This is a genomic window from Escherichia sp. MR (assembly GCF_005280595.1).
GTDB lineage: Bacteria > Pseudomonadota > Gammaproteobacteria > Enterobacterales > Enterobacteriaceae > Escherichia > Escherichia ruysiae.
On sequence record NZ_SZVK01000029.1, the window covers coordinates 25081 to 51612 of the forward strand.

At 49.3% G+C, this 26532-nt stretch carries 31 protein-coding genes and 1 pseudogene; 16 read left to right on the forward strand and 16 right to left on the reverse strand.

Annotated elements, in window-relative coordinates; genetic code table 11:
• Positions 1 to 3 precede the first annotated feature (3 nt).
• Both yobB and holE read right to left on the reverse strand, forming a co-directional pair.
• Positions 4 to 660 carry a carbon-nitrogen hydrolase family protein YobB gene (yobB, locus tag FC814_RS13680; protein ID WP_137326051.1) on the reverse strand — a complete coding sequence of 219 codons (657 nt, stop codon included), beginning with the start codon at positions 658 to 660 and terminating at the stop codon, positions 4 to 6.
• A gap of 100 nt (positions 661 to 760) precedes the next feature.
• The gene (holE, locus tag FC814_RS13685; protein WP_000916765.1) at positions 761 to 991 is read right to left on the reverse strand and encodes a DNA polymerase III subunit theta; all 231 of its coding nucleotides are present in this window, start codon (positions 989 to 991) and stop codon (positions 761 to 763) included.
• Between the two features lie 138 nt (positions 992 to 1129).
• On the opposite strand from holE, the gene yobA reads away from it, so the two are divergent.
• The 4 genes from yobA (at position 1130) to pphA (ending at position 3796) form a co-directional block, all read left to right on the forward strand.
• Complete coding sequence (gene yobA, locus FC814_RS13690; protein WP_000255068.1) at positions 1130 to 1501, forward strand: CopC domain-containing protein YobA; 372 nt, start codon at positions 1130 to 1132, stop codon at positions 1499 to 1501.
• 3 nt (positions 1502 to 1504) lie between these two features.
• Complete coding sequence (copD, locus tag FC814_RS13695; protein WP_137326052.1) at positions 1505 to 2377, forward strand: copper homeostasis membrane protein CopD; 873 nt, start codon at positions 1505 to 1507, stop codon at positions 2375 to 2377.
• A 12-nt stretch (positions 2378 to 2389) separates the two neighbouring features.
• Entirely contained in the window at positions 2390 to 2731 is a 342-nt protein-coding gene (locus tag FC814_RS13700) for a YebY family protein (RefSeq protein ID WP_000976489.1), read from the forward strand.
• A 408-nt stretch (positions 2732 to 3139) separates the two neighbouring features.
• Positions 3140 to 3796 (forward strand): protein-serine/threonine phosphatase, encoded by a 657-nt coding sequence (gene pphA, locus FC814_RS13705; protein ID WP_137326053.1) that lies wholly within the window; start codon positions 3140 to 3142, stop codon positions 3794 to 3796.
• Here the strand turns inward: pphA and FC814_RS13710 are convergent, their stop codons facing one another.
• The 5 genes from FC814_RS13710 to yebS form a co-directional block, all read right to left on the reverse strand.
• Positions 3797 to 3988: a YebW family protein gene (locus tag FC814_RS13710; RefSeq protein ID WP_000457829.1), complete on the reverse strand. Its 192-nt coding sequence runs from the start codon at positions 3986 to 3988 to the stop codon at positions 3797 to 3799. It lies immediately after the preceding gene.
• 105 nt (positions 3989 to 4093) lie between these two features.
• A complete protein-coding gene (locus FC814_RS13715) occupies positions 4094 to 4330 on the reverse strand; it encodes a DUF1480 family protein (RefSeq protein ID WP_010345804.1) in 237 nt (78 codons plus the stop codon).
• Positions 4331 to 4446: 116 nt separating this feature from the next.
• Complete coding sequence (rsmF, locus tag FC814_RS13720; RefSeq protein ID WP_137326054.1) at positions 4447 to 5886, reverse strand: 16S rRNA (cytosine(1407)-C(5))-methyltransferase RsmF; 1440 nt, start codon at positions 5884 to 5886, stop codon at positions 4447 to 4449.
• Positions 5887 to 5965: 79 nt separating this feature from the next.
• Positions 5966 to 8599 (reverse strand): lipid-binding membrane homeostasis protein YebT, encoded by a 2634-nt coding sequence (yebT, locus tag FC814_RS13725; RefSeq protein WP_137326055.1) that lies wholly within the window; start codon positions 8597 to 8599, stop codon positions 5966 to 5968.
• Complete coding sequence (yebS, locus tag FC814_RS13730) at positions 8568 to 9851, reverse strand: membrane integrity lipid transport subunit YebS (protein ID WP_137326056.1); 1284 nt, start codon at positions 9849 to 9851, stop codon at positions 8568 to 8570. Before yebS ends, yebT begins: the two co-directional genes overlap by 32 nt.
• 129 nt (positions 9852 to 9980) lie before the next feature.
• Between yebS and msrC the strand changes: the two genes are divergently transcribed.
• From msrC to htpX, 4 genes are all read left to right on the forward strand, one after another.
• On the forward strand, positions 9981 to 10478 hold the full coding sequence (gene msrC, locus FC814_RS13735; protein WP_001043872.1) for an L-methionine (R)-S-oxide reductase: 498 nt from the start codon (positions 9981 to 9983) through the stop codon (positions 10476 to 10478).
• Positions 10479 to 10574: 96 nt separating this feature from the next.
• Positions 10575 to 11273, forward strand: coding sequence for an RNA chaperone ProQ (gene proQ, locus FC814_RS13740; RefSeq protein ID WP_000431365.1), 699 nt, complete (start codon positions 10575 to 10577; stop codon positions 11271 to 11273).
• Between the two features lie 19 nt (positions 11274 to 11292).
• Entirely contained in the window at positions 11293 to 13341 is a 2049-nt protein-coding gene (prc, locus tag FC814_RS13745) for a carboxy terminal-processing peptidase (protein ID WP_032225363.1), read from the forward strand.
• Between the two features lie 191 nt (positions 13342 to 13532).
• A complete protein-coding gene (gene htpX / locus FC814_RS13750; RefSeq protein ID WP_000984500.1) occupies positions 13533 to 14414 on the forward strand; it encodes a protease HtpX in 882 nt (293 codons plus the stop codon).
• Between the two features lie 45 nt (positions 14415 to 14459).
• Here htpX and FC814_RS13755 read toward each other — a convergent pair whose 3' ends face one another.
• Entirely contained in the window at positions 14460 to 15833 is a 1374-nt protein-coding gene (locus tag FC814_RS13755) for an MFS transporter (protein WP_024212376.1), read from the reverse strand.
• Positions 15834 to 16009: 176 nt separating this feature from the next.
• On the opposite strand from FC814_RS13755, the gene kdgR reads away from it, so the two are divergent.
• Positions 16010 to 16801, forward strand: a complete 792-nt coding sequence (kdgR, locus tag FC814_RS13760) for a DNA-binding transcriptional regulator KdgR (protein WP_001262205.1) — start codon at positions 16010 to 16012, stop codon at positions 16799 to 16801.
• Between the two features lie 141 nt (positions 16802 to 16942).
• Here the strand turns inward: kdgR and FC814_RS13765 are convergent, their stop codons facing one another.
• Positions 16943 to 17182 carry a YobH family protein gene (locus FC814_RS13765; RefSeq protein ID WP_137326057.1) on the reverse strand — a complete coding sequence of 80 codons (240 nt, stop codon included), beginning with the start codon at positions 17180 to 17182 and terminating at the stop codon, positions 16943 to 16945.
• Positions 17183 to 17339: 157 nt separating this feature from the next.
• Between FC814_RS13765 and mgrB the strand changes: the two genes are divergently transcribed.
• The 5 genes from mgrB (at position 17340) to rlmA (ending at position 19852) form a co-directional block, all read left to right on the forward strand.
• Positions 17340 to 17483 carry a PhoP/PhoQ regulator MgrB gene (gene mgrB, locus FC814_RS13770; RefSeq protein WP_000714530.1) on the forward strand — a complete coding sequence of 48 codons (144 nt, stop codon included), beginning with the start codon at positions 17340 to 17342 and terminating at the stop codon, positions 17481 to 17483.
• 74 nt (positions 17484 to 17557) lie between these two features.
• On the forward strand, positions 17558 to 17845 hold the full coding sequence (locus FC814_RS13775) for a YebO family protein (RefSeq protein WP_001006853.1): 288 nt from the start codon (positions 17558 to 17560) through the stop codon (positions 17843 to 17845).
• Between the two features lie 666 nt (positions 17846 to 18511).
• A complete protein-coding gene (locus tag FC814_RS13780) occupies positions 18512 to 18628 on the forward strand; it encodes a DUF2627 domain-containing protein (protein WP_032141266.1) in 117 nt (38 codons plus the stop codon).
• 39 nt (positions 18629 to 18667) lie between these two features.
• Positions 18668 to 18877 carry a transcription antiterminator/RNA stability regulator CspE gene (gene cspE, locus FC814_RS13785; protein ID WP_001062678.1) on the forward strand — a complete coding sequence of 70 codons (210 nt, stop codon included), beginning with the start codon at positions 18668 to 18670 and terminating at the stop codon, positions 18875 to 18877.
• Between the two features lie 165 nt (positions 18878 to 19042).
• A complete protein-coding gene (gene rlmA, locus FC814_RS13790) occupies positions 19043 to 19852 on the forward strand; it encodes a 23S rRNA (guanine(745)-N(1))-methyltransferase (protein WP_000010098.1) in 810 nt (269 codons plus the stop codon).
• Here rlmA and mntP read toward each other — a convergent pair.
• The 5 genes from mntP to manX all read right to left on the reverse strand — a co-directional run bounded on the left by mntP (position 19849) and on the right by manX (position 24043).
• On the reverse strand, positions 19849 to 20415 hold the full coding sequence (gene mntP / locus FC814_RS13795; protein WP_024165129.1) for a manganese efflux pump MntP: 567 nt from the start codon (positions 20413 to 20415) through the stop codon (positions 19849 to 19851). The genes rlmA and mntP overlap by 4 nt on opposite strands.
• A 416-nt stretch (positions 20416 to 20831) precedes the next feature.
• Positions 20832 to 21290 carry a DUF986 family protein gene (locus FC814_RS13800; RefSeq protein ID WP_137326058.1) on the reverse strand — a complete coding sequence of 153 codons (459 nt, stop codon included), beginning with the start codon at positions 21288 to 21290 and terminating at the stop codon, positions 20832 to 20834.
• A 54-nt stretch (positions 21291 to 21344) separates the two neighbouring features.
• Complete coding sequence (manZ, locus tag FC814_RS13805) at positions 21345 to 22196, reverse strand: PTS mannose transporter subunit IID (protein WP_024165130.1); 852 nt, start codon at positions 22194 to 22196, stop codon at positions 21345 to 21347.
• A 12-nt stretch (positions 22197 to 22208) separates the two neighbouring features.
• Positions 22209 to 23009: a PTS mannose transporter subunit IIC gene (gene manY, locus FC814_RS13810; protein ID WP_000406930.1), complete on the reverse strand. Its 801-nt coding sequence runs from the start codon at positions 23007 to 23009 to the stop codon at positions 22209 to 22211.
• A gap of 62 nt (positions 23010 to 23071) precedes the next feature.
• Entirely contained in the window at positions 23072 to 24043 is a 972-nt protein-coding gene (gene manX / locus FC814_RS13815; protein WP_000150530.1) for a PTS mannose transporter subunit IIAB, read from the reverse strand.
• Positions 24044 to 24360: 317 nt separating this feature from the next.
• Between manX and FC814_RS23180 the strand changes: the two genes are divergently transcribed.
• Positions 24361 to 24519 carry a hypothetical protein gene (locus FC814_RS23180; RefSeq protein ID WP_272941839.1) on the forward strand — a complete coding sequence of 53 codons (159 nt, stop codon included), beginning with the start codon at positions 24361 to 24363 and terminating at the stop codon, positions 24517 to 24519.
• On the forward strand, positions 24507 to 26063 hold the full coding sequence (yoaE, locus tag FC814_RS13820) for a CNNM family cation transport protein YoaE (protein ID WP_000394999.1): 1557 nt from the start codon (positions 24507 to 24509) through the stop codon (positions 26061 to 26063). The genes FC814_RS23180 and yoaE overlap by 13 nt, the downstream gene beginning before the upstream one ends.
• Before the next feature lie 3 nt (positions 26064 to 26066).
• Here yoaE and FC814_RS13825 read toward each other — a convergent pair.
• Positions 26067 to 26456, reverse strand: a pseudogene (locus FC814_RS13825) (EAL domain-containing protein); the annotation flags it as partial.
• Between the two features lie 15 nt (positions 26457 to 26471).
• Positions 26472 to 26532 (reverse strand): IS1 family transposase (locus FC814_RS23520; protein ID WP_071528444.1); only part of this gene is annotated, 61 nt, incomplete at its 5' end.

The window sequence follows — 26532 nt, forward strand, 5'->3', positions numbered from 1 at the left end:
CGCCTAGCGTAATGGAATGATATCGCCTTGCCAACCCTGCGCTGTGCGTTGACCAACTAACAATAACGAACCGCGATCGGCGCGAACAATAAGGCTGCCACGTTCATCCCACAGTGCGCTGTTGCCCCGGGCATTAGCCATCAGTACGGCGATGGAGAACTGATGTGAGAAAAATTGTAAGTGGCGAGTAGAAGCCAATAGTTCGGGCTCACTGATGCACTGACCGGTGGTAAACAGTGAACAGGTTGGGGGCATATCAATGCCTTCAGGTTGTCCATCCACCACAGTGATGGTTTTAGAATGTCGATCCAGACATGCTCCGTGGCTTTGATGATAAATTCCGGGCGCGTTCATCCCTGGCGCGAATACGGCAATACCACGAATAAAACGTTCATTATGTTCAACGGGGAGGCCGGTAATAATGGTCATTCTCCATGTTGTCGCGGCATAACAAAGCGGGGCTAACAGCGAAAGGTCGGGCGGGGCAGGAAGAGAGCGTCGCTTATAATCACATCCCAGTAGAGAAAGCGAGGGGAAAACTAAAAGTTCGCACTGCTGTCTGGCGGCAGCCCTCACGAACTCCAGATGATGGGCCACCTGCTCAGTGAGTGAGGCATTACGAGGCTCATATTGTGCTGCTGCGACTTTCCTGTATGTCATAATGACTTCCTTTTCACAGTGTCCGCAAATATTGATGCGTATAAGAAAATACTCACAATTTAGCAGGCGCTATGTAAGAAAGTGTAACTTAATATAAGGTTTATTTAAGTTTAGGCTCGTAAGGTAAGCGTGACAGATTTACAGAGGCAAGGCGGTGGGTAATAAGGCGCTCACGAAACCAGCTTCGCAGGTGTTCCGGTTGTTCACGTTCAACCGCCTCAGCAATTACCGGCATATTGTAACGTTCTTTAAATGCCACCCCGGCAGCCGCCAGATCGACATTAACTTTATCCATTTCAGTTTGATCCAGTTTAGCCAGATTCTTCAGCATATTGTGTCTCCTCGTTAATTGCGGGCAAAAGTTACTAAGAGTCAGCCAGGATGGCAAGCCGGAATTGATGATCCTCGACTCTATCATTAGACAAGGTTATGCTCTGTAAAAAAGTTATTACAAAAAGGAATAGATAATATGGTTTCAACTGCACGTTCTCTTCGTTACGCACTCGTATTATTTGCCGCTTCGCTAGCGCCTTCTGTCTGGGCACATGCGCATCTGACGCATCAGTATCCTGCGGCGAATGCGGAGGTTACTGCTGCCCCACAGGCCATTACGTTAAACTTCTCTGAAAGTATTGAACCCGGATTCAGCGGCGCCAAAATCATCGGTTCAAAGAATGAAGATGTTAAAACATTACCAGCGAAGCGTAATGAACAAGACAAAAACCAATTGATTGTTCCGCTTGCCGACGCCCTGAAGCCCGGAAGTTATACCGTCAACTGGCATGTTGTCTCGGTGGACGGGCATAAAACCAAAGGGCATTACACCTTTACAGTGAAATAAAACATGCTGGCGTTTACCTGGGTCGCATTGCGATTTATCCATTTTACCTCCCTGATGCTGGTCTTTGGCTTCGCGATGTATGGCGCATGGCTGGCACCAATAGCAATTCGTCGCTTGCTGACGAAACGTTTTCTGCGTTTACAACAACATGCTGCCGTCTGGAGTTTGAGCAGCGCCGCTGCGATGTTCGCCGTACAGGGCGGGTTGATGGGCGCGGGATGGTCGGATGTGGTTTCGTTGAACATTTGGCAATCAGTGTTACAAACGCAGTTTGGTGGAGTCTGGATTTGGCAAATCGTTCTCGCCCTCGTTACGCTAACCGTCGCTCTGATGCAACCTGGGAACATGCCACGTTTGTTGTTTGTGCTAACTACCGCGCAATTTATCCTGATGGCGGGAGTAGGACATGCGACGTTAAACGAAGGATTAACGGCGAAAATCCATCAGACTAATCACGCTGTACATCTGATTTGCGCGGCGGCATGGTTTGGTGGCTTGCTGCCGGTCGTCTGGTGTATGCGGTTGGTAAAAGGGCGCTGGCGACGTCAGGCCATTCATGCACTGATACGATTCTCCTGGTGTGGACATTTTGCGGTAATTGGCGTGCTGGCAAGCGGCGTGCTTAATGCATTATTCATCACCGGATTTCCCCCAACACTTGCGACTTACTGGGGGCAGCTTTTATTTCTAAAGGTCATATTGGTGATGATTATGGTAGCCATTGCACTGGCAAATCGTTATGTTCTGGTGCCACGGATGGGGCAAGATGAAGACCGTGCGGCTCCGTGGTTTGTTTGGATGACAAAACTCGAATGGGCGATAGGTGCGGTAGTGCTGGTGATTATCAGCCTGCTTGCAACTCTCGAACCTTTTTGATGGATTACGAAAATGATGAAAAAAAGTATTCTGGCATTTGTATTGCTTACCAGTTCGGCAGCGGCGCTGGCAGCGCCACAAGTGATCACCGTTAGTCGTTTTGAAATGGGTAAAGACAAATGGGCATTTAATCGTGAAGAAGTGATGCTGACATGCCGACCGGGCAACGCGCTGTATGTCATTAACCCCAGCACCCTGGTGCAGTACCCTTTGAACGATGTCGCGCAAAAAGAAGTTACCAGCGGAAAGACCAACGCCCAGCCTATTTCAGTGATCCAGATTGATGATCCTAACAAACCAGGTGAAAAAATGAGTCTGGCACCGTTTATTGAAAGAGCTGAGAAACTCTGTTAATCATCTACAGTAAATGTTTGATTTCAAATAAAAAACCTCCTCAGCTCTTTCACCAGAACGGGCGGTTTTTAACATTTAAGACGATGACAAGCACGCTTTTTATTGACCATTTTGCACGCAAACTGGCAAACCTGGTGTCGTCATCTATTCTTAAAGGGCAAGGCAACTAAGCCTGCATTAATGCCAACTTTTAGCGCACGGCTCTCTCCCAAGAGCCATTTCCCTGGACCGAATACAGGAATCGTATTCGGTCTCTTTTTATCTATAAAGCCAGTTTGATGATTACATCACAGCTTTTACTGCACTGACTTTACCATCAACCATAACACACACTCTACTGCTTCAGTCCAGGCTTTTTTAACATTTTTGTTAAGATAATGTGATCTTTCGCGCGGGAGTAAAGAATTGATGAAACAGGCAAGACACATCTATCAGAAGATTGATGGCAGTCCGTGGCGACATATCTGGCTGGTGGGGGATATTCATGGCTGCCTGGCGCAACTGCGTAAGAAATTATGGCACTGCCGGTTTGACCCGTGGCAAGACTTGCTGATCTCGGTTGGTGACGTTATCGATCGTGGCCCGGAGAGTTTGCGCTGCCTGCAATTACTGGAACAACGCTGGATCAGAGCGGTAAGAGGCAATCATGAGCAGATGGCGATGGATGCGCTGGATTCGCAGCAGATGTCTTTGTGGTTTATGAATGGCGGCGACTGGTTCGCAGCACTGACAGAGCGCCAATGCGAGCAGGCGAGAATGGTGCTGGAAAAGTGCTGGTCTTTGCCGTGGATAATTGAATTAAGCTGTAGTAGCGGACTGCATGTCATCGCCCATGCGGATTACCCCAATGATATTTATGAGTGGCATAAGGAAGTCGATCTGCATCAGGTGTTGTGGAGTCGATCGCGATTGCGTGGGGGGCAAAAAGGGCAGGGAATTACAGGTGCCGATCATTTCTGGTTTGGGCATACGCCATTACGCCATCGCGTGGATATCGGTAACTTGCATTATATTGATACCGGCGCCGTCTTCGGAGGTGAGTTGACTCTTGTGCAACTGCAATAATTAAAAGTCACTGTACTCCTGTGCAGGTCGCCAGAAACCATCAATAAAATCCTCAATCGGAAAACAGCCGCCGTGGCGGATCCGTTGATCGTCCATTGAATAGAGGCACTGCTGTTCCGTATTGTAGATATCAACCACAATATCGTCACAGCCAGCGTCCAGATAGCAAACAAAAAGTACCAGCGCGAACATTTCATCCTCGAAGTGCGGTGCCGTACCGTTAAGTTTAGGGGAGATTTTACAACGGGGGAAATAACCAGGATAAATAACCCGTCATGCCGACGGGTTCTTTTTGGATCAGGCAAGACGCATAATCCAGGCATCAGACTTTTGATCGTAGCGGGTACGGTAAAGGACAGAGTGTTCGCCGTTTAGCAGGGCTGGGATGCTGGTTTCGGCGTCCCAGGCATCAAGTTGCATACATAAATCCGGGTCAGATTTACAGGGGATGGTTAACGTTCGGTCACCAGGCGATTCGCCGGTTAACTCGCCGTCGTCGATTTCAAAAGCGCCTATGCGTACACTGGTTTTCATCTTCGTGCTCTCCATTTAAGTGCCGATTGTGGTACGACCAGTTCGGTCGTACCATTTTTCAGCCTAGTCAAGGCAGTCAGATTCGCCAGTCAAAAAGTGCGCTTTTTTGTGTGCGGTCAGGCTTTACCGGTAAAAAGTTTCCCGTCGCGCACCAGCTCCCGTGGGTAACTGTTTTTCAGCCGTGAACCAATACGTTTGGCTAAACCGATTGGCTGATGCTGGAAGGTGACCAGCACATCATCCGTAGTTGGCGCGGTTTGTGGGTAGACGTCGCGCCCGCGATACCACTCTTCCGCTTCCTGTGGTGTCAGTTCAAACGCGTTCTCGTTGTCGGGTGAGGCAAGGGCAATAACCGCTTCATGCTGCCAGCGATAACCTTTGTTATGTGTTTCAGCAAGTTTAATCCCCAGACGGGAAAATCGGACCTTACCGATCAACGCTTCAATGTCCACCGGGAATAACCAGATTTCTTTATCGCGCTGCCAGAGGCGCAGGTTTTCATCCCAGTTTAAGCCGACACTCGCAGCCGCCTGATGAATTTGTCCGGCTTCGCGATCTTTCACTACGGTAAACGGGAAATTGCCCACTTTATATTTCGGCGCAGGCAACGCGGGAATCGCCTGAGTTTTACGCAGACGAGCAACGAAAAAACCTTCGCAATCATAAATTTGTGGGAAGACGTGCAAAAAGCCTTCCTCGGTCAGCGCCTTGTCCGCGCCAGGGAATAGATCGCCCAGCGGTAAAAACTCTACTGCATTAGGGTAAGTCTCTTTCAGCCACAGGCAAACGGCTTCGTTTTCTTCCCGGTTTAAGGTGCAGGTCGAGTAAACCAGCGTACCGCCAGGACGTAATGCATGAAAGGCACTGTCGATCAGTTCCCGCTGGGTGGCTGCGATCTCCTGATTGCTTTCTGGTGACCAATTTTTCAGCGCATCGGGATCTTTACGCACCACGCCTTCGCCGGAGCAGGGGGCATCCAGCAAAATAGCATCGAACATTTCTGGCAATGCCGCACCAAACACGCGGCCATCAAAATGCGTGAGCGCAACATTACTGATGCCACAGCGGCTGATATTGGCATGTAACACTTTAACCCGGCTGGCGGAAAACTCGTTGGCAAGGATCGCCCCTTCGTTATTCATCCGTGCGGCAATTTGCGTAGTTTTTGAACCCGGTGCAGCAGCGACATCCATCACCCGTTTTGGGGCGTTACCATCGGCAAACAATGCAGCAACCGGTAACATTGAACTGGCTTCCTGAATATAAAACAGGCCACTCAAATGTTCAGCGGTACTGCCCAGCGGCAATGCGTCTTCATCGTCACGTTCGATCCAGAAACCGTCTTCACACCACGGGATTGGCGTTAGCGTCCAGCCATAAGGAGCGGTTAATTGCCGGAAATCTGCAACGGAGATTTTCAGCGTATTAACGCGAATGCTGCGGCGCAACGGGCGCTGACAGGCGGCGAGAAAATCATCAAAAGAGAGCGTCGAAGGCATTGCTTCACGCATTTGCGTCAGAAAGGCGTCCGGGAAATAAACGGTGTGTTGGGCCACGAGCATGTACCACTGGCAAAAAAACAGGCGCGCAGTTTAGCATAAACGCTCCGGCGCAGGTACGCCGGAGCAGTGCGCATTATTTGGGTAGCGCGGTTCCCCACTCACGCCACTCTTTCGGTTCGCTTTCCAGCAACAAGAAGTGTTTGCCTTCCTGGGCTTTCGGTGCCAGCGGAGTACCAGGCGGAGTGGCAAAGGCGATCCCGCCACGGATAAACTGGTTAAATGTACCGGTTTTCACTACGCCGCCCGTAAGACCAAAGTCCAGACTGTAGCCCGATGCCAACCAGAAGACGGAATTGTTCCGCACCAGGTGCTGGTAGCGTTTACTGATGCGCATCGCAATCATCACCCGATCCGATAGTGTACCCAGTGTCATTCCAGTGACCGTACCCACTTCCAGACCACGGAACAGTACCGGTGTACCGATGCCTAACGATCCGGCTTCTGGCGCTTCAACAATAATGCTTAAGCCATCCAGGTAACGAGAGTCGGTAATGGTAGCCTCCTGTAATTCAAAGTCGCGGCGAGGATTTCCACGACCGGGTTCGACATTGATATACGGCTGGAGGATGGTATCAAGGTGCTCAACGCCGGCTGCCGAAATCTGCGGTGTGACCACCGAAAAGCGTGTACCACCGCGAGCGAAAGTCTGGACATATTCCGGATAGAGCACCGCTTTTGCCTGTACTTCATTACGTGCGGTTATCAGATCCAGCGTCTGGATTTGCCCGATATCAATACCGAGGTAGCGAATTGGCATACCGACCGCCAGTTTTCCGGCATCAAAAGCGTGGAGCGTAATCTGTCCGCCGACCGCACGAGCCGCCGTTTCTGATGCATAAAGAATACGCTTATCGCCTTTACGCTGGCTGGCGCTGGCGCCGCTGAGGTTATCGAAGCTGATAGCACCCTTTAACGCCCGTGAAAGTGGCGAAGCCTGTACGGTCAGGCCGCTACCATTAAGCTGAACTTTCGCCCCGCCTTCTGCCCAGAACACGCTGTTGTTGGTCAGAAGGTTGCGATATTCCGGCTTAATATGCAGATCGATATCAAAGGCGTTAGCCCATGGGCGCACGGTGATGACTTCGCCAACCTCAAACTTACGGTACAGCACTACCGATCCCGCCTGCACGTCTGGTAATGTTTCTGCACTCAAACTCACGGTCGTGGTGGGCAAATCGCTAAGGCTGTTTTCCAGGGCTTTTTCCAGATTGGCATACAGCGGATAGCTGGCTTTCATCTCGCCTTTATCGCCCGGCAGAATACGTATCCCTCCGTTGATCCATTCAGAGGCGCTGGCACCGAGAAACTCGACGCCGTCCAGTCCCACTTTTACGTCCACACGGCTGTTGACGACGAATTTGCTGTCGCCTTTTACCAGCTCGCGATGCTGTGGTTCAATGGCGATGGTAAAGGTGACGCCTTTGCTGGTGAGTTTACGTTCAATTACCTGACCGACCTGCACACCATGCAGAATGAGTGGCTGACCGGCATCAATACCGTAACTTTCTGGCGCGGTCAGGGTCAGCGTCAGAACATCAGGTTCATGCAGCAGGGCTTTCTCGCCAGGCACAACGACAAACTCCTTGCGTGGCTCACCATCGCCCGGCACCAGTTCGAAGGTTTTGCCCGTGAGCAGGGCGCTGAGATTCGCATCGCTGAGGGATAATTTCGGGTTACGTAATTCGATGCGGGTATTTTCCCGTAACAGCGTTACGACGCTGGGATCAACGGTCATTTCTCCGGTGACTTTGCCGCCTGGGTTTAAATCCAGTTTCGTCAGTTGTCCGACTTCCAGACCCTGATACATTAACGGTGTTGAGTCGGCGGTTAATCCGGCACCGCTCGGCAGTTCCAGTTTTATGATTACCCCACGCTGGCTGTGGGCGAGATCTTCATACAAACCAAAGGTATCTTCCGCTTCGGCGGGTTTCGACTCTTCCGGCGAATCGAAGGCAATCGCACCGTTAACCAGCGCAGCCAGACTTTCCAGTTTCACCTTCGCGCCACTGATACTGACATTGGCATCAACGCCAGAAACGTTCCAGAAGCGACTCCCTTTTTTCACCAGATCGGTAAAACGCCGCTCAATCAGGACATCAATCACCACGCCCTGGTTATTGGGATTGATCGCATAGTCGTAGACACGTCCCACCGGGATCTTGCGAAAATAGACCAGCGAACCACTATTCAGCGAACCAAGGTCGGGAGCCTGTAGGTGGATCATTAGATCACCATTATCCAGCCGATATTTCGGTTGGGTATCGAGGGCGACAAAGTGATCCTGCTCTTTGCCTTTGCCTGGCATCATGCCAATATAGTTACCCCCAACCAGCGCATCCAGTCCGGAGACACCTGCCAGCGAGGCCTTTGGCGTCACCAGCCAGAACTGCGTCTCTTCGCGCAGCGCATCTTTCATATCGGACTTGATGCTGACCCTGACTTCAATCTTACGAAGATCATCGCTAAGGCTGACATCCTGAACTGTTCCGACTTCAACACCCTGATAACGAACAGGTGTGCGGCCAGGGACAATGCCATCCGCCGACATAAAGTCGATGGTGACGGTGTTCCCCCGATCCTGATAACTGTCCCAAATCAGCCAGCCGGCAATCATTAGCGCGATGAACGGCAGCAGCCAGAAAGGTGAGATACGGCGTTTAGTTTTAATCTGCGCTTCAGTCGTCGAAGCGGGCGTTTCCTGACTCATGTGCATCCCAAAGTAAGCGGCTGTCCAGCCATTCCACTGCAAGAATAGTTAAAATAACCGCTGCGCCGAAATAAAACGCAGCCGGTCCCATAGTAAAAGCGAGGATCTGATCGCGATTGATCAGCGACATAGTTAAAGAAATGACAAACAGATCGAGCATCGACCAGCGACCAATCCAGGTCACCATTCGCAGTAACAGTATTCGCGTGCGTAATCCTTGTTGGCATTTAAAATGAACGCTCAATAATAAAGTGAACATAACGATCACTTTGGTAAACGGCACCAGAATACTGGCGATAAACACAATTCCGGCGACCGCAATGTTGCTGTTTGCCAGCGACATGATGCCGGAAAGAATCGTATCTTCTTGTCGTCCACCGTTCAGATAAATGATCGAGATAGGCAACAGGTTAGCTGGTAACAACAAGACGACTGAAGCCAACAGCGCCGCCCAACATTTTTGAAGACTATGATGACGACGCAGGCGAAGCGGGATATGGCAGCGGGGGCAGCGACCGCGCGGATCAGGATAACCGGTAAAGTGACACCCCAGGCAAACACGTAGTTTCGCGTCCCTGCGCGTGGCAGGGCGTTCAGGATAAAATCGCTCCCACAGCTGTTCAACATTAAGATGTGACAACGTCACCGTCGTTAAAATCACCAACGCTACAAAAGAGAATAAGCCGACACCCGCCTGGATATGGGCATAATCCTGTACCTTTATAGAAGCAACACCAATGCCGACCAGGTAGATATCCAGCATCACCCACTCTTTCAGTCGCTCAAGCATCAGCAGTACCGGGCGTAAGTTCATCCCCAGTCGGTTGCCAAACCACAAATAAGCAATAGATGTGACGAGGATAAGTGGGGGGCCGATAACGCAGAAAAAGACCATCGCCCCCGTTATCGCATCGCCCTGTTTGGTCATTTGCCAGATGCCTTGCATGACGTTGGCGTCAATACGAATACCTAACAGCCAGATATGCAACAGTGGTTCGCCCCAGGCAAATGGCATCAGCAATAGCATGGTGAACGCCATTGCCGCCAGGCGCGTTAGCGACCAGTCACGCCCGTCACGAATTTTGGCCTGACAGCGCGGACAATAGGCACTTTGATGAGAATTTATCTCGGGCAGGCTAAACAGCATGTCACATTGCGGGCAACGTTGATAATCACCACGCGGCAGTTCCTTGCCGATTGAGCTCACTGTTATCTTTTTTGTTGGCGTAATTTGCGGGGTGTTAAGTGCCATGACGTGCCAAATGTAATAAGAATTAACATTAATCTTAACCCATGATGGGAATGATCTTGAGCATTAACGCATTTAATGCTTATTTTAATAGGCTGGCAGTTCCAGGTAAGACAACCAAGTGATTATATAATGAACAAAACAGAATTTTACGCGGATTTAAATCGCGACTTTAACGCGCTGATGGCGGGAGAGACCAGTTTTCTGGCAACGCTGGCAAACACCAGCGCGTTGTTATACGAACGTCTGGCAGACGTAAACTGGGCCGGTTTTTATTTGCTTGAGGACGATACGCTGGTGCTCGGACCATTTCAGGGCAAAATAGCCTGTGTACGGATCCCCGTCGGGCGCGGCGTGTGCGGCACTGCGGTTGCCCGCAATCAAGTACAACGAATCGAGGATGTTCACGCTTTTGATGGGCATATTGCCTGTGATGCGGCGAGTAATTCTGAAATTGTCCTGCCGCTGGTGGTGAAAAATCAGATTATTGGTGTTCTCGACATCGACAGTACCGTCTTCGGTCGCTTTACAGACGAGGACGAGCAAGGCTTACGTCAGCTTGTGGCACAGCTTGAAAAGGTGCTTGCAATGACGGATTACAAAAAATTCTTTGCGAGCGTCGCAGGATAATCAACGGATAACGTAGCATTTACTGATGGCGTCATTATAATGACGCCTGTTCATGCCTGCGCTTGTTGGCTACGTCCGTTGTAATCAGGAAATTTCATGGAAAATCAACCTAAGTTGAATAGCAGTAAAGAAGTAATCGCGTTTCTGGCCGAACGTTTTCCCCACTGTTTCAGTGCGGAAGGTGAAGCGCGTCCGCTGAAAATCGGTATTTTTCAGGATTTGGTCGATCGTGTTGCCGGGGAAATGAACCTGAGCAAAACGCAACTGCGATCCGCTTTACGTCTCTACACTTCGAGCTGGCGTTACCTTTACGGTGTTAAACCCGGCGCAACGCGTGTCGATCTTGACGGCAACCCATGCGGTGAGCTGGACGAGCAGCATGTAGAACATGCTCGCAAACAGCTTGAAGAAGCGAAAGCACGCGTTCAGGCTCAGCGCGCTGAACAGCAAGCGAAAAAACGCGAAGCTGCCGCAGCTGCTGGTGAGAAAGAAGATGCACCACGCCGCGAACGTAAACCACGTCCTGCCGCGCAACGCCGTAAAGAAGGCGCCGAGCGCAAACCTCGCGCGCAAAAACCGGCTGAGAAAGCGCCAAAAACAGTAAAAGCACCTCGCGAAGAACAGCATACCCCGGTTTCTGACATTTCAGCTCTGACTGTCGGACAAGCCCTGAAGGTGAAAGCTGGTCAAAACGCGATGGATGCCACCGTATTAGAAATCACCAAAGACGGCGTCCGCGTCCAACTGAATTCGGGTATGTCTTTGATTGTGCGCGCAGAACACCTGGTGTTCTGAAACGGAGGCCGGGCCAGGCATGAACATGTTTTTTAGGCTTACCGCGTTAGCTGGCCTGCTTGCAATAGCAGGCCAGACCTTCGCAGTAGAAGATATTACGCGTGCTGATCAAATTCCGGTATTAAAGGAAGAGACGCAGCATGCGACTGTGAGTGAGCGCGTAACGTCGCGCTTCACCCGTTCCCATTATCGTCAGTTCGATCTCGATCAGGCGTTCTCGGCCAAAATCTTTGACCGCTACCTGAACTTGCTTGATTACAGCCACAATGTGCTGCTGGCAAGCGATGTCGAACAATTTGCGAAAAAGAAAACCGAGTTGGGCGATGAACTTCGCACCGGCAAACTTGACGTTTTCTACGATCTCTACAATCTGGCGCAAAAACGCCGCTTCGAACGTTACCAGTATGCGTTGTCTGTACTGGAAAAGCCGATGGATTTTACCGGCAACGATTCCTATAACCTGGATCGCAGCAAAGCACCCTGGCCGAAAAACGAGGCCGAGTTAAACGCGCTGTGGGACAGTAAAGTTAAATTCGACGAGTTAAGCCTGAAGCTGGCAGGAAAAACGGATAAAGAAATTCGTGAAACCCTGACTCGCCGCTACAAATTTGCTATTCGTCGTCTGGCGCAAACCAACAGCGAAGATGTTTTCTCGCTGGCAATGACGGCGTTTGCACGCGAAATCGACCCACATACCAACTACCTTTCTCCGCGCAATACCGAACAGTTCAATACTGAAATGAGTTTGTCGCTGGAAGGTATTGGCGCAGTACTGCAAATGGATGATGACTACACCGTTATCAATTCAATGGTGGCGGGTGGGCCAGCAGCGAAGAGTAAAGCTATCAGCGTTGGTGACAAAATTGTCGGTGTCGGACAAACCGGTAAACCGATGGTTGACGTGATCGGCTGGCGTCTTGATGATGTCGTTGCCTTAATCAAAGGGCCGAAAGGCAGTAAGGTTCGTCTGGAAATTCTGCCTGCGGGTAAAGGGACCAAGACCCGGACAGTAACGCTGACGCGTGAACGTATTCGTCTGGAAGACCGTGCAGTTAAAATGTCTGTGAAGACTGTCGGTAAAGAAAAAGTCGGTGTGCTGGATATTCCGGGCTTCTATGTTGGCTTGACGGACGATGTCAAAGTTCAACTGCAGAAACTGGAAAAACAAAATGTCAGCAGTGTCATTATCGACCTACGTAGCAACGGCGGGGGGGCGCTGACTGAAGCGGTATCGCTCTCTGGGCTGTTTATTCCATCAGGTCCGATTGTGCAGGTTCGTGATAACAACGGCAAGGTTCGCGAAGATAGCGATAACGACGGTCAGGTTTTCTATAAAGGCCCGTTAGTGGTGCTGGTTGACCGTTTCAGTGCTTCGGCTTCGGAAATCTTTGCTGCTGCCATGCAGGATTACGGTCGTGCGCTGGTTGTGGGTGAACCGACATTTGGTAAAGGCACAGTCCAGCAGTATCGTTCTCTGAACCGTATCTACGATCAGATGTTACGTCCTGAATGGCCGGCGTTGGGTTCAGTACAGTACACAATCCAGAAATTCTATCGCGTTAACGGCGGCAGTACGCAACGTAAAGGCGTAACGCCAGATATCATCATGCCTACGGGCAATGAAGAGACGGAAACCGGTGAGAAATTCGAAGATAACGCGCTACCGTGGGATAGCATTGACGCTGCAACCTATGTGAAATCTGGAGACTTAACGGCGTTTGAACCGGAGTTGCTGAAGGAACATAATGCGCGTATCGCGAAGGATCCTGAGTTCCAGAACATCATGAAGGATATCGCTCGCTTCAACGCCATGAAGGACAAACGCAACATCGTTTCTCTGAATTACGCTGTGCGTGAAAAAGAGAATAACGAAGATGATGCGACGCGTCTGGCGCGGTTGAACGATCGCTTTAAACGCGAAGGAAAACCGGAGTTGAAGAAACTGGACGATCTGCCAAAAGATTACAAGGAGCCAGATCCGTATCTGGATGAAACAGTGAACATCGCGCTTGATTTGGCGCGTCTGGAAAAAGCCAGACCTGCGGAACAGCCCGCCCCCGTCAAGTAACATCAATCAGGCACAAGAAATTGTGCCTGATTTTTTAACAGTGGCAAGATGCCGTAAATCAGATGCTACAAAATGTAAAGTTGTGTCTTTCTGGTGACTTACGCGCTATCCGGACTTGAAAATAGTCACGTAGCCCATACGATGTGGGTATCGCATATTGCGTTTTGTTAAACTGAGGTAAAAAGAAAATTATGATGCGAATCGCGCTCTTCCTGCTAACGAACCTGGCCGTGATGGTCGTTTTCGGGCTGGTACTGAGCCTGACAGGGATACAGTCGAGCAGTGTTCAGGGGCTGATGATTATGGCCTTGCTGTTCGGTTTTGGTGGTTCCTTCGTTTCGCTTCTGATGTCCAAATGGATGGCATTACGATCTGTTGGCGGGGAAGTGATCGAGCAACCGCGTAACGAAAGGGAACGTTGGCTGATCAATACTGTTGCAACCCAGGCGCGTCAGGCTGGAATTGCTATGCCGCAAGTGGCTATCTACCATGCGCCGGATATCAACGCCTTTGCAACCGGTGCGCGCCGTGATGCCTCTCTGGTTGCTGTCAGCACCGGTTTGTTGCAAAACATGAGCCCGGATGAAGCCGAGGCAGTAATCGCTCACGAAATTAGCCACATTGCCAATGGTGATATGGTTACGATGACGCTGATTCAGGGGGTGGTGAACACCTTCGTTATCTTTATTTCTCGTATTCTCGCGCAACTGGCCGCTGGCTTCATGGGCGGTAACCGTGACGAAGGTGAAGAGAGCAACGGTAACCCGCTGATCTACTTTGCAGTCGCGACGGTGCTGGAACTGGTATTTGGTATTCTGGCGAGCATTATTACCATGTGGTTCTCGCGTCATCGTGAATTCCACGCCGATGCGGGTTCAGCGAAACTGGTTGGCCGTGAAAAAATGATTGCCGCGCTGCAGCGTCTTAAAACCAGCTATGAGCCGCAAGAAGCAACGAGCATGATGGCTTTCTGCATTAACGGTAAGTCAAAATCGCTCAGTGAGCTGTTCATGACTCACCCGCCGCTGGATAAACGTATTGAAGCTCTGCGCACCGGTGAATACCTGAAGTAATATGAAGTAAATGCTAAAAAGCGCGTCCTGGTCGACGCGCTTTTTTTATGCCTGGGATCGTGGCTGGGTAATCCGTAACCCACTGACGCAGGCAGCAATCACAGCCAGAATAGCCGCAGTCATCAGCGAGACGTGCGTACCATTATCGCCAAACTGATTTAACATCAGAGCCACCAGAGCCGCGCCGCTACTCTGACCAAGCAGACGAGCTGTACCTAACATGCCACTGGCACCACCGCTACGTTCGCGAGGGGCGGAGGTAATAATGGTGTGGTTATTGGGGGACTGAAATAAGCCAAATCCAGCGCCGCATAAGATCATTGGCCAGATAATGTTGATATCCGCAGGAGAAGCGGGCAGCAGAACCAGTGAAAACAGACCCGCTGCCATAATGAACAAACCTAAAGCACCCAGCAATCCTGCATGTACGCGCTCTATCAGATAGCCTGCCAGCGGTGCCATCACCATGGTAGCTAACGGCCACGGCGTCAGGAGTAAACCCGTTTCTACTTCACTGCGCCCAAGCACGGTTTGCAGGTAAAAGGGCAGAGAAACCATTGCCAACATCTGTGCGCAGAAAGAGCAAATAGACGTGCAAATAGAAAGTGAAAACAGCGGAATGCGCAGTAAATCCACCGGTAGCAGCGGTACGGGAAGAGAAAGCTGGCGGCGAATAAAGAATATACCCACGACAACCATTACCGCCAGTTCTGCTGCAATCAACGTCAGCGATTGCCCCTGAGCGAAACCACTCAACGCAGTAATAAGCAGGCCGAAGGTTAACGCATTCATTACTGCACTGGGCAGGTCAAAACGAGGTTTACTGGAACGCGATCCATTAGGTGGCAGAAAACGTATCGCCAGAAGCAGAGCGATAATACCCAACGGCACGTTGATTAAAAATAACCATTTCCAGGAAGCAAAGGAAAGAATTGCCGCTGCAATTGTCGGACCGGCAGCCGAGGAGACGGCAACAATAAACGAGTTAATTCCCATCCCCCTACCCAGAAAACGCTGCGGGTAGATCAGGCGGATAAGTGCAGTATTGACGCTCATCAGTGCTGCGCCGCCGAAACCTTGTATTACACGCGCCAGGGTGAGCATTTGCAGCGAATCAGAAAGGGCGCAGAACAGCGAAGACAACAGAAAAACGACCAATCCGCATTTATAAATACGTCGATAGCCAAACATATCTCCCAGAAACGAGAATGAGAGCAGAGAGACGACAATGGCAATTTGATAGGCGTTCACTACCCAGATGGAGCTGGCTGGCGTGGCATGAAGGTCTGTGGCGATTGTTGGCAAGGCGACGTTAGCGATAGCGCCGTCGAGGACCGCCATCGAAATACCAATAATAATGGTTAAAATCGCGCCGTATCGCTGAGGCAACGGCAGACCATCGGCCTGAACTTTTGGCATAGGAATTTTATATCTTTTGGTAATAATCAACAGGGGTATGATTCTAGCACTGATATTCACGGCGAATGTCGCAGAATTGTAACTAACCGGCAAAAGATGGATTGCGACCACCCTGGCACGAAATTATAATAAAAAACAGTTCTGATTTTTATAAAACACTCGCAATGAGGTGATAAATGGCTAACGCAGATCTGGATAAACAGCCTGATTCTGTATCTTCTGTACTGAAAGTTTTTGGCATTTTGCAGGCGCTGGGCGAAGAGCGTGAAATAGGGATAACCGAGCTGTCACAGCGCGTCATGATGTCAAAAAGCACCGTTTATCGCTTTTTACAGACCATGAAAACCCTGGGCTACGTGGCGCAGGAAGGGGAGTCAGAGAAATATTCGCTGACCCTGAAATTGTTTGAACTGGGCGCCCGCGCGTTACAAAATGTTGATCTTATTCGTAGCGCAGATATCCAGATGCGTGAGCTTTCCCGCCTGACCAAAGAGACCATCCACCTTGGCGCGCTGGATGAAGACAGCATTGTTTACATCCACAAAATTGACTCTATGTACAATTTGCGCATGTATTCTCGGGTTGGTCGTCGTAATCCGCTTTACAGTACTGCGATTGGTAAAGTATTGCTGGCCTGGCGCGATCGTGATGAAGTGAAGCAAATCCTTGAGGGCGTTGAGTATAAACGCAGTACCGATCGTACCATTACCAGCACAGAAGCGTTATTACCGGTGTTGGATCTGGTGCGTGAGCAAGGTTATGGCGAAGATAACGAAGAGCAGGAGGAGGGGCTGCGCTGTATCGCAGTTCCGGTATTTGACCGCTTTGGCGTGGTTATTGCTGGTTTGAGTATTTCCTTCCCGACCCTGCGTTTTTCTGAGGAGCGTTTGCAGGAGTACGTGACTATGCTGCATACGGCGGCGCGTAAAATTTCCTCTCAAATGGGGTATCACGACTATCCGTTCTGATTAGAGGAAGAACCTGTCTGTATAATATTCAGACAGGTTCTGTATTTCGCGTGGGTTAAATAAAGTTACAAATGGCGTAACATAGTACGCTATGGCGATGAATGTACTTTTTATCTTCGGTTTAAGTAGTTATTTATGCCTTTAGCCATTATCTACAACGTTATTGCTTTTACGTAACAGCGGGCAATCTGTTATTCCGAAAAGCCCACTTTTAGTGTGTAGGTATTGTAACGTGCTGGTGCCTCTGGCGGTCAGATAGGAACATTGCAAACCTAACCCAGCGGCATTTTCCTTGTTTCCAATCAGAACGCCATATCCGCTTAGTAATAATCCTGTCCATACCAGTGCTATCAACATAATTGTGCGAATAATGAATCGCATTATGACCTCATCTCTTTTTTGTTCGCCTAATCGTAGCGGTAATATGGGCTGAAGCAAGCGTATAGTTCCGAAAAAGCACGAATATCGACATAGTTAGGCGCTGTTTAACTAACGCATGATAGTTTAATGACATAAGGTAGTTTAAACGGAGACTGGAGTGAAAAAGTTTCGATGGGGCGTTCTGGTTGTCGCTGTGCTGGCTTGCTTGCTGCTATGGGCGCAGGTGTTCAATATGATGTGCGATCAGGACGTACAATTTTTCAACGGAATTTGTACCATCAATCAATTTATCCCGTGGTGATATCATTTTTTCAACGGTAGATTTCCTTCCTGTGTGGCAGTGGTAGAATGGCGCCTCTACTTAGAGGTGGTGAAATGAACGAAGTTGTAAATTCAGGCGTGATGAACATTGCGTCTTTGGTTGTATCGGTGGTAGTTCTCGCTATTGGGCTCATCTTGTGGTTTTTCATCAACCGTGCCAGTTCACGGACTAACGAACAGATTGAACTTCTTGAGGCATTGCTGGATCAGCAAAAACGGCAAAATGCGCTGTTACGTCGTTTGTGCGAAGCAAGCGAACCTGAAAAAACAGATACCAGTGCTGCAGAGAACCAAAAAGCGGCTGAAGATGACGATATCATCCGCCTGGTAGCTGAACGGTAATCCGTCCTCAAATTTGAGTAACCCTGGTGTTAACGGGTTACTCATCTTATCATTCATATATGCACTATAGTGGTGCAATTGATTTAAATTAATACTCTGGTCTGACTTCAATTATTTATCGTGTTATTTATTTCATAACATCGATATCGGAAAAAGATATTTACCCCGCTAAGTTATTGGGATGTTTACATCGGAATTGTGATCAATCACGGTATTGTTTATTAGCGAAACGTTTCTCTTCTCACTTTTTAGTATTTCATCAATTTTTCTTATTTTAAAATAATAATATGCCTTAAGTATAGTTTCTTTATTGTACTCTAGTTTGTTGTTAACTGACTGTTTTATGGAGTGAATTTATATAATATTTTATTCGTTATATATCATAAAAAGTGATATCGCTCGCATTGCGTAATAAGTTGTAGTGCTGCTCTGGAAGAACTGAACTTATTGAACTATGTTAGAAACTACATCAGATCAAGTATCTGTTTGTAATGGTATGGTTAAGTGCATCGATATATCGACATGTATTCCGTTGCATAAATGTGCAAAAAAGTGGAAGGCGTATCGAGATTTGTGCGGCTGATCGAGACATGTTTAAAAATGGCTTGCCATAATTAACGTTGTATGTGATAACAGTTTCGGGTTAAACGAGGTACAGTTCTGTTTATGTGTGGCATTTTCAGTAAAGAAGTCCTGAGTAAACACGTTGTCGTTGAATACCGCTTCTCTGCCGAGCCTTATATTAGTGCCTCATGCAGTAATGTGTCAGTTTTATCTCTGTAATGCCTGCGGGCGAAGAAAACAATCTAAGGAATTTTTCAAATGGCAAAGATTAAAGGTCAGGTTAAGTGGTTCAACGAGTCTAAAGGTTTTGGCTTCATTACTCCGGCTGATGGCAGCAAAGATGTATTCGTACACTTTTCCGCTATCCAGGGTAATGGCTTCAAAACTCTGGCCGAAGGCCAGAACGTTGAGTTCGAAATTCAGGACGGCCAGAAAGGTCCGGCAGCTGTTAACGTAACAGCAATCTGATCGAAACCACTGATCTGAAGTGTAAACGCGCTTCAATCTCGCTATCAAGCCTCGTCCAAATGCGAGGCTTTTTACTTTGTTTTATTCGCGCTCTTGCCTGCGGATATTTGCCCGTCGCGCAATTCGCGTTACACTTGCGGCCTTTAGTATCCTGCCGGAGTTGTCATGTCGTTTTCCTGTCCACTTTGTCATCAGCCGCTATCGCTTGAAAAAAACAGCTATATCTGTCCCAAACGGCATCAATTTGATATGGCGAAAGAGGGATATGTTAATTTGCTGCCCGTTCAGCATAAACGATCCCGCGATCCGGGTGATAGTGCGGAAATGATGCAAGCGCGGCGCACATTTTTAGATGCCGGGCATTATCAGCCGCTTCGTGATGCGATAGTCGCTCAATTGTGTGATTGTCTTGATGAGCACGCAACGGCAATACTGGATATTGGCTGTGGGGAAGGGTACTACACTCATGCTTTTGCCGATGCATTGCCAGGTGTGACTACTTTTGGTCTGGATGTCTCTAAGGTCGCGATTAAGGCTGCTGCAAAACGCTATCATCAGGTTACCTTTTGTGTCGCGTCCAGCCACCGTCTGCCGTTTTCTGATACCAGTATGGATGCCGTTGTCCGTATCTACGCGCCGTGCAAAGCAGAAGAATTAGCGCGCGTGGTCAAACCGGGAGGATGGGTCATTACCGCTACCCCGGGACCACGACATTTAATGGAGCTGAAGGGGTTGATTTACGACGAAGTACATTTACATGCGCTCCATACGGAACAACTGGAAGGTTTTACATTACAGCAGAGCGATGAATTGTGTTATCCGATGCGCCTGCGCGGAGATGAGGCCGTTGCGTTGTTACAGATGACACCGTTTGCCTGGCGCGCCAAGCCAGAAGTCTGGCAAACGCTGGCGGCAAAAGAAGAATTTGATTGCCAGACGGACTTTAATATTCACGTCTGGCAACGAACAAATTAGCCGTGGTAGTGCGTCCAGAGGATCTGGACGCCAATGCCAATAAGCACCAGCCCGCCAAGAATTTCCGCTTTTTTGCCAATAATTGAACCGATAAAGCGACCCACCATCATACCTAATGTTGACATGATCAAGGTGGCGCAGCCAATCGCCAGTGCAGTAGCAATAATATTAACTTGCAGGAAGGCCAGACCAACACCAACCGCCATGGCATCCAGACTGGTGGCAATTGCGGTAGTTACCAGCAACCAGAAACCGTGACGACGACGCGGTTCTTCATCCTCATCGTCTCCACCACGAAAACCCTCAATAATCATTCGCCCGCCGAGAAATATCAGCAGTACAAACGCAATCCAGTGGTTCCACTCGAGAACAAAGCGGCTGGCTAACATGCCCATACCCCAGCCAATCAGCGGCGTCAGCGTTTCAACGGCACCAAAAATAAGGCCAGTGCGCAGGGCTTCAGAAAATTTCGGTTTATGGAGGGTGGCACCTTTACCGATTGATGCAGCAAAGGCATCCATCGACATACCAAAAGCAAGAAGAACAGTAGCAGTGATATTCATGACAACGTCCTGACCGGGGTATCCATAAAACACATCACCGCCCCCAGCAAACATGCACACATGAACGACAAGAAGCGCCCATGCAGGCATAGCGATTGATGTGCATATGGTCTCGCCTGACTGAAGGTGTTCAGTCCGTACGTGCCACGTTTTGCAACGAGTATGTTGACACGTACATTTCCGGAATCTGGAAATCGGCTACTCCCCAAATGAGGGCGCAACCTTAACATATTTTGAGAATATAAAACAACTGTTGGGATATATTATTGTATTGTATTATTGATAACGATTTTCATTTAGATTTATATATCAATAAAACGTTAAAATAAATAACAAATAAGAGAAGGAATAATATAGCCTAAGCTATGTCTGGTTATTAAAAATACACTAAACATAGCTTCGGCTAAATCTATAACTTATTGATTTGACACGAGAAGTTTATAAATTTTTTCCAGATCGTCGATATTTCGAACGCGGATTAATAAACGGCGCTGTTCTAATTGCATCACCAGTACGCCATCTTCCGATAAGTTCATCGCTTTAATTCGGCGATATTCAATCCAGACATTGGCGAAGAAAAAACCTTGCTGTTTAAAAATGATTTTCGGAACCCGGATCCAGAAAATATAAAAGCCCATTAGCGCCAGTGCACTTAATAACCAGGTGGTTATTTGTGCGCCATGGTTGGTCACATTGTTATAAATAAGAATGACAATCAGCCCGACGAAGATAACGCTATCGATGCGACCGCGCCGGAGCAAAGGAATTGCCAGCAGGGTGGGGCCGTTGCGTCGGGGCATGATGAACTGATCGTATATCGCAAAGGCCAGGAGTGCGGCGATGAACAGAATCAGTACCAGATCCGTGATTGTCATTAATCCTCCAGATAAAAAAACGGGGCCAATAGGCCCCGGTAGTGTACAACAGTATTACAGTCCCAGCAGGCCGCAAGCGTAACCAGCGATACCGATGACGAAGAAGCCAACGATGATCCACAGAGGGTTAACTTTTTTGCGCAGCAGCCACATACAGGCGAAAGTCAGCAACAGCGGCACCAGGCCTGGCATTAACTGGTCAAGAATGGTCTGGACAGTGGTAACGTGCTCTTTACCCGTCTGGTCGGTGATGCGAGAGACTACCAGCGGGATGTTGACATGTGTCCACTTGTTAACCAATGCCCCCATGACAAACAGGCCGAGAATAGACGCCCCTTCCGTCAGTTTTTGCAGGAAGCCGCCACCCATATCTTTAACGATATCGATACCTTTGGAGTAACCATACGCTACGCCGTAGTAACGGGTTGCCAGGCGTACCAGGTTAAACAGAATAAAGAACAGCAGCGGACCTAACAGGCTGCCGCTCATTGCGATCCCGGCACCCAGCGCCGCGAATACCGGACGTACCGTACCCCAGAAGATCGGGTCGCCCACGCCTGCCAGCGGCCCCATCAGACCTACTTTGATACCGTTGATAGCACCGTCGTCGATCTCTGCGCCGTTAGCGCGCTGTTCTTCCAGCGCCAGGGTTACGCCGAGGATTGGCGCCGCCACAAACGGTTGGGTGTTAAAGAATTCGAGGTGACGTTTAATCGCCTGTTTACGGGCATCGTTGTTCTCAGGATAGAGGCGACGAATCGCCGGAACCATAGAGAAGCAGAAACCCAGTGCCTGCATACGTTCGAAGTTCCATGAACCCTGAAAGAGGTTAGAACGCAGGAAGACGCCACGAATATCACTCGGAGTGAGTTTTTTCTCGGTGGTAGTTTGAGTTGTATCAACCATTTCGCTCACCTGTTAGTCCAGTTCGTTATCGAGATCGTTGTTACCAGCAGCCTGAACAGGCGCACCGGCTACGCGGTTATATTTCGGGCTAAGTTGGATGTAGAGCACTGCCATAACAGTACCAATAACACCCAGAGCAACCAGGTTAAAGTTGGTGAATGCTGCGGTTACGAAGCCGAGGTAGAAGAACGGCATCAGGTATCCAGCACGCATCATGTTGATAACCATCGCATAACCAACCACCACGATCATGCCACCGGCGATATTCAGACCATTAGTCACCACTTCCGGAATGGCGTTCAGCATGTTCTGAACTTCACTGGTGCCTACAGACAGCGCAACAATCACGGCCGGGATAGCCACACGCATCGCTTGCAGGAACAGAGAAGAAACGTGGATCCAGGAAATTGCCGTCAGGTTGCCATTATCAGCCGCCTTATCCGCAGCGTGCTGGAAAGCAACGGTGATGGTACGAACGATGATGGTCAGCACCTGACCCGCAGCGGCCAGCGGGATTGCCAGCGCGATACCGGCACCGATGCTCTGATGACCAGCGATAACCAGAATGGTAGAAATGATGGAAGCCAGAGCGGCATCAGGCGCAACTGCGGCACCGATGTTCATCCAGCCAAGTGCGATCATTTCCAGAGTCCCACCGATAATAATACCGGTTTTCATATCGCCAAGAACGATACCCACCAGGGTACAGGCGATTAGCGGACGGTGAAACTGAAATTCATCGAGGATTGATCCCATACCTGCGATACAGGCTACGATAAATACCAGCACAATTTGAAGAGTGGTAATCTCCATTGTACTTCTCCTGTTTACGTAAGACTTAAGTGTGAAAACTGAGTGATAATCAACACAATACGTTACTTATCGATTTTGCTGATCAGATCCATCATTTTCAGTTTCGGATCGGTGGAAACCTTACGGACTTCCAGTTCGATACCACGCGCATTCAGTTTTTTGAACGCTTCGATATCTTTTTCATCAACCGAAACCGCGTTATTCACCTGGGTTTTACCCTGACGGAATGCCATACCGCCAACGTTAACAGAGGTAATTTTCACGCCGCCTTCAACGAGGCGCTCAACATCTGTCGGGTTGGTGAATAACAGCATTACACGTTCGCCAGCATATTTCGGGTTGTTGTAGACACGGATCATCTTGGCAACATCAACCACGTGTGCTGTTACGCCCGGAGGTGCAACCTGGGTGAGCAGTGTCTTACGAACGGTATCCGCAGCCACTTCATCACTAACAACGATAATACGGGAGACATTGGTTTCTTTGGTCCAGCGGGTAGCGACCTGACCGTGAATCAGACGATCGTCGATACGCGCAAGGCCAATAACCATGTAGTCATTTGGTCCCATTGGTTTTGCCGGAGTTGGAGCCGCTTTTGGTGCGGCGGCGGCGGGTGCTGGCGCTGCTTTTTCAACCGGTTTGGCTTTCAGTGCTTTCACGCCTTCACGGCCTGTTTCTACTGCCAGCGCCACCAGTTCATCAAAACCAGGGTCATCATCACGAGCCATTAACGTTTCCACCAGCATTGGAATGTTAACGCCTGCGATCACTTCATAATGCTCTTTGTCGACGACAATACGGCTGGCAGCATTGAACGGGCTGCCGCCCCATGTATCAACGAGAAACAGCACGCCTTTAGTGGTGTCGAGTTTTGCCAACTGAGCGTTGTACTTTTCAATCAGCGTTTCGGCATTTTCACCTGGAACGAAATCGATCCAGCCGACGTTTTCCTGCTCGCCTAACAGCATCTCTGCCGTTTTAAGCAACTGCTCTGCAGCCCAACCATGTGTGCCTATAACAATAGCAATGGTCACTTGCTACCTCCTTTATTATTGTTAACACCTCAACGTGCCAGATGTATTTTTTGAATCGTCGTCCACAATCGAATCGATTCAGATAAGGGTTACAACCAAAAACCCCCTGCGTTTCGCGATTTATTTTAGATAGCGAAAAAAATATTTTATGTGATGAGGATCCGTAATTTAACTTTGGATTAGCAAAATTCCGAAAGGTAAAATACCCTCGTTACATTCGTTTGCAAAGGAAGGTAAATCTTTGCCAAATCAGAGTTCTCTCTGATATGTTTAACTCCCGTTTAACAATCAAGGAGTATGGGGCAGCAGCCCGCAGTATGGATCGTCACCGACGTCATTTCAGCATCAGGCCTTTCAGCGCCTGCCTTTCTGGCATTTTTTGCCGCACCTTTTGTTTGCATTTTGTCGTTACGCCTGCATTATTTCTGGCGCCGAATAGCTATTCCTTAAGCAGGAGCTTGTCATGGAATTCTTAATGGACCCCTCGATTTGGGCGGGGCTACTCACGCTTGTCGTTCTTGAAATCGTGCTGGGTATCGATAACCTGGTTTTTATCGCCATTCTTGCCGATAAACTGCCGCCAAAACAACGTGATAAAGCACGTTTGTTGGGGCTGTCGCTGGCGCTGATCATGCGTCTGGGACTGTTATCGCTGATTTCATGGATGGTCACCCTGACCAAACCGCTATTTACCGTGATGGATTTTTCCTTCTCCGGCCGCGATCTGATTATGTTGCTTGGGGGGATATTCTTGCTGTTTAAAGCGACAACGGAGCTACATGAACGGCTGGAAAACCGCGATCATGATTCTGGTCATGGCAAAGGCTATGCCAGTTTCTGGGTGGTCGTAACACAGATTGTCATCCTTGATGCCGTTTTCTCGCTGGATGCGGTGATTACTGCAGTAGGGATGGTCAACCATCTGCCGGTGATGATGGCAGCGGTGGTGATTGCGATGGCAGTCATGTTGCTGGCATCGAAACCGCTGACGCGATTCGTTAACCAGCATCCAACGGTAGTGGTGCTCTGTCTGAGCTTCCTGTTAATGATTGGTCTGAGTCTGGTAGCAGAAGGCTTTGGTTTCCACATTCCGAAAGGTTACCTGTATGCCGCGATTGGCTTCTCGATCATTATCGAAGTATTTAACCAAATTGCGCGCCGTAACTTTATTCGTCACCAGTCGACTTTACCGCTGCGTGCACGTACTGCTGATGCCATCCTGCGTTTGATGGGCGGTAAACGTCAGGCGAATGTGCAGCATGATGCGGATAACCCGATGCCGATCCCGGTGCCGGAAGGTGCGTTTGCCGAAGAAGAGCGATACATGATTAACGGTGTACTGACTCTGGCGTCGCGCTCTCTGCGCGGGATTATGACGCCGCGCGGCGAAATCAGCTGGGTTGACGCTAACCTTAGTGTCGATGAAATCCGTGAGCAGTTGCTTTCTTCGCCACATAGCCTGTTCCCGGTATGTCGCGGAGAGCTGGATGAAATCATCGGTATCGTGCGTGCGAAAGAACTGCTGGTGGCACTGGAAGAGGGCGTTGATGTAGCGGCGATTGCTTCGGCGTCTCCGGCGATTATCGTTCCGGAAACCCTCGATCCGATCAATCTGCTGGGCGTGCTGCGTCGCGCTCGCGGTAGTTTTGTGATCGTGACCAACGAGTTTGGTGTGGTGCAAGGTCTGGTTACGCCTCTGGATGTGCTGGAAGCCATTGCAGGTGAGTTCCCGGATGCTGATGAAACGCCGGAAATCATTACCGACGGCGACGGCTGGCTGGTAAAAGGTGGTACAGACCTCCACGCTTTACAGCAGGCGCTTGATGTTGAGCACCTTGCTGATGACGATGATATCGCGACGGTCGCAGGTCTGGTGATTTCTGCAAATGGTCACATCCCGCGTGCGGGCGATGTGATTAACGTAGGGCCGTTGCATATTACCATTGTTGAAGCTAACGATTATCGTGTTGACCTGGTTCGTATTGTTAAAGAGCAACTGGCTCACGACGAAGACGAATAATCATTAACGAAATGGCATAACGGGCGTGATATGCCCATTATGCCGGGCGGGCGGCGGTTGGCTGCCCGCCAGCCATTTTGGGAAATCACGCAGCGGCATTGGTTGCGCGTACAAATATCCTTGTAAAATATGCACCCCATGACGGCGTAAATATTTTGCCTGTTCTTGCGTTTCTACGCCCTCCGCCACCAGTTCAATATTCAGTCTTTGCCCCAACGCAATGATGATATCGGTTATCGTCGAGTTAACCGCGTCTGAACCAATTGCAGCGGTGAATGACTTATCAATTTTCAGGACGTCAGGGCGTAACGTTTCCAGCCAGGAAAACGAACTGTTGCCGGTGCCGAAATCATCAATCGCCAGTTTGACGTTTTTACGATGCAGTTCGCGGGCGGTAATGACTCTAACTTATTGATAGTGTTTTATGTTCAGATAATGCCCGATGACTTTGTCATGCAGCTCCACCGAT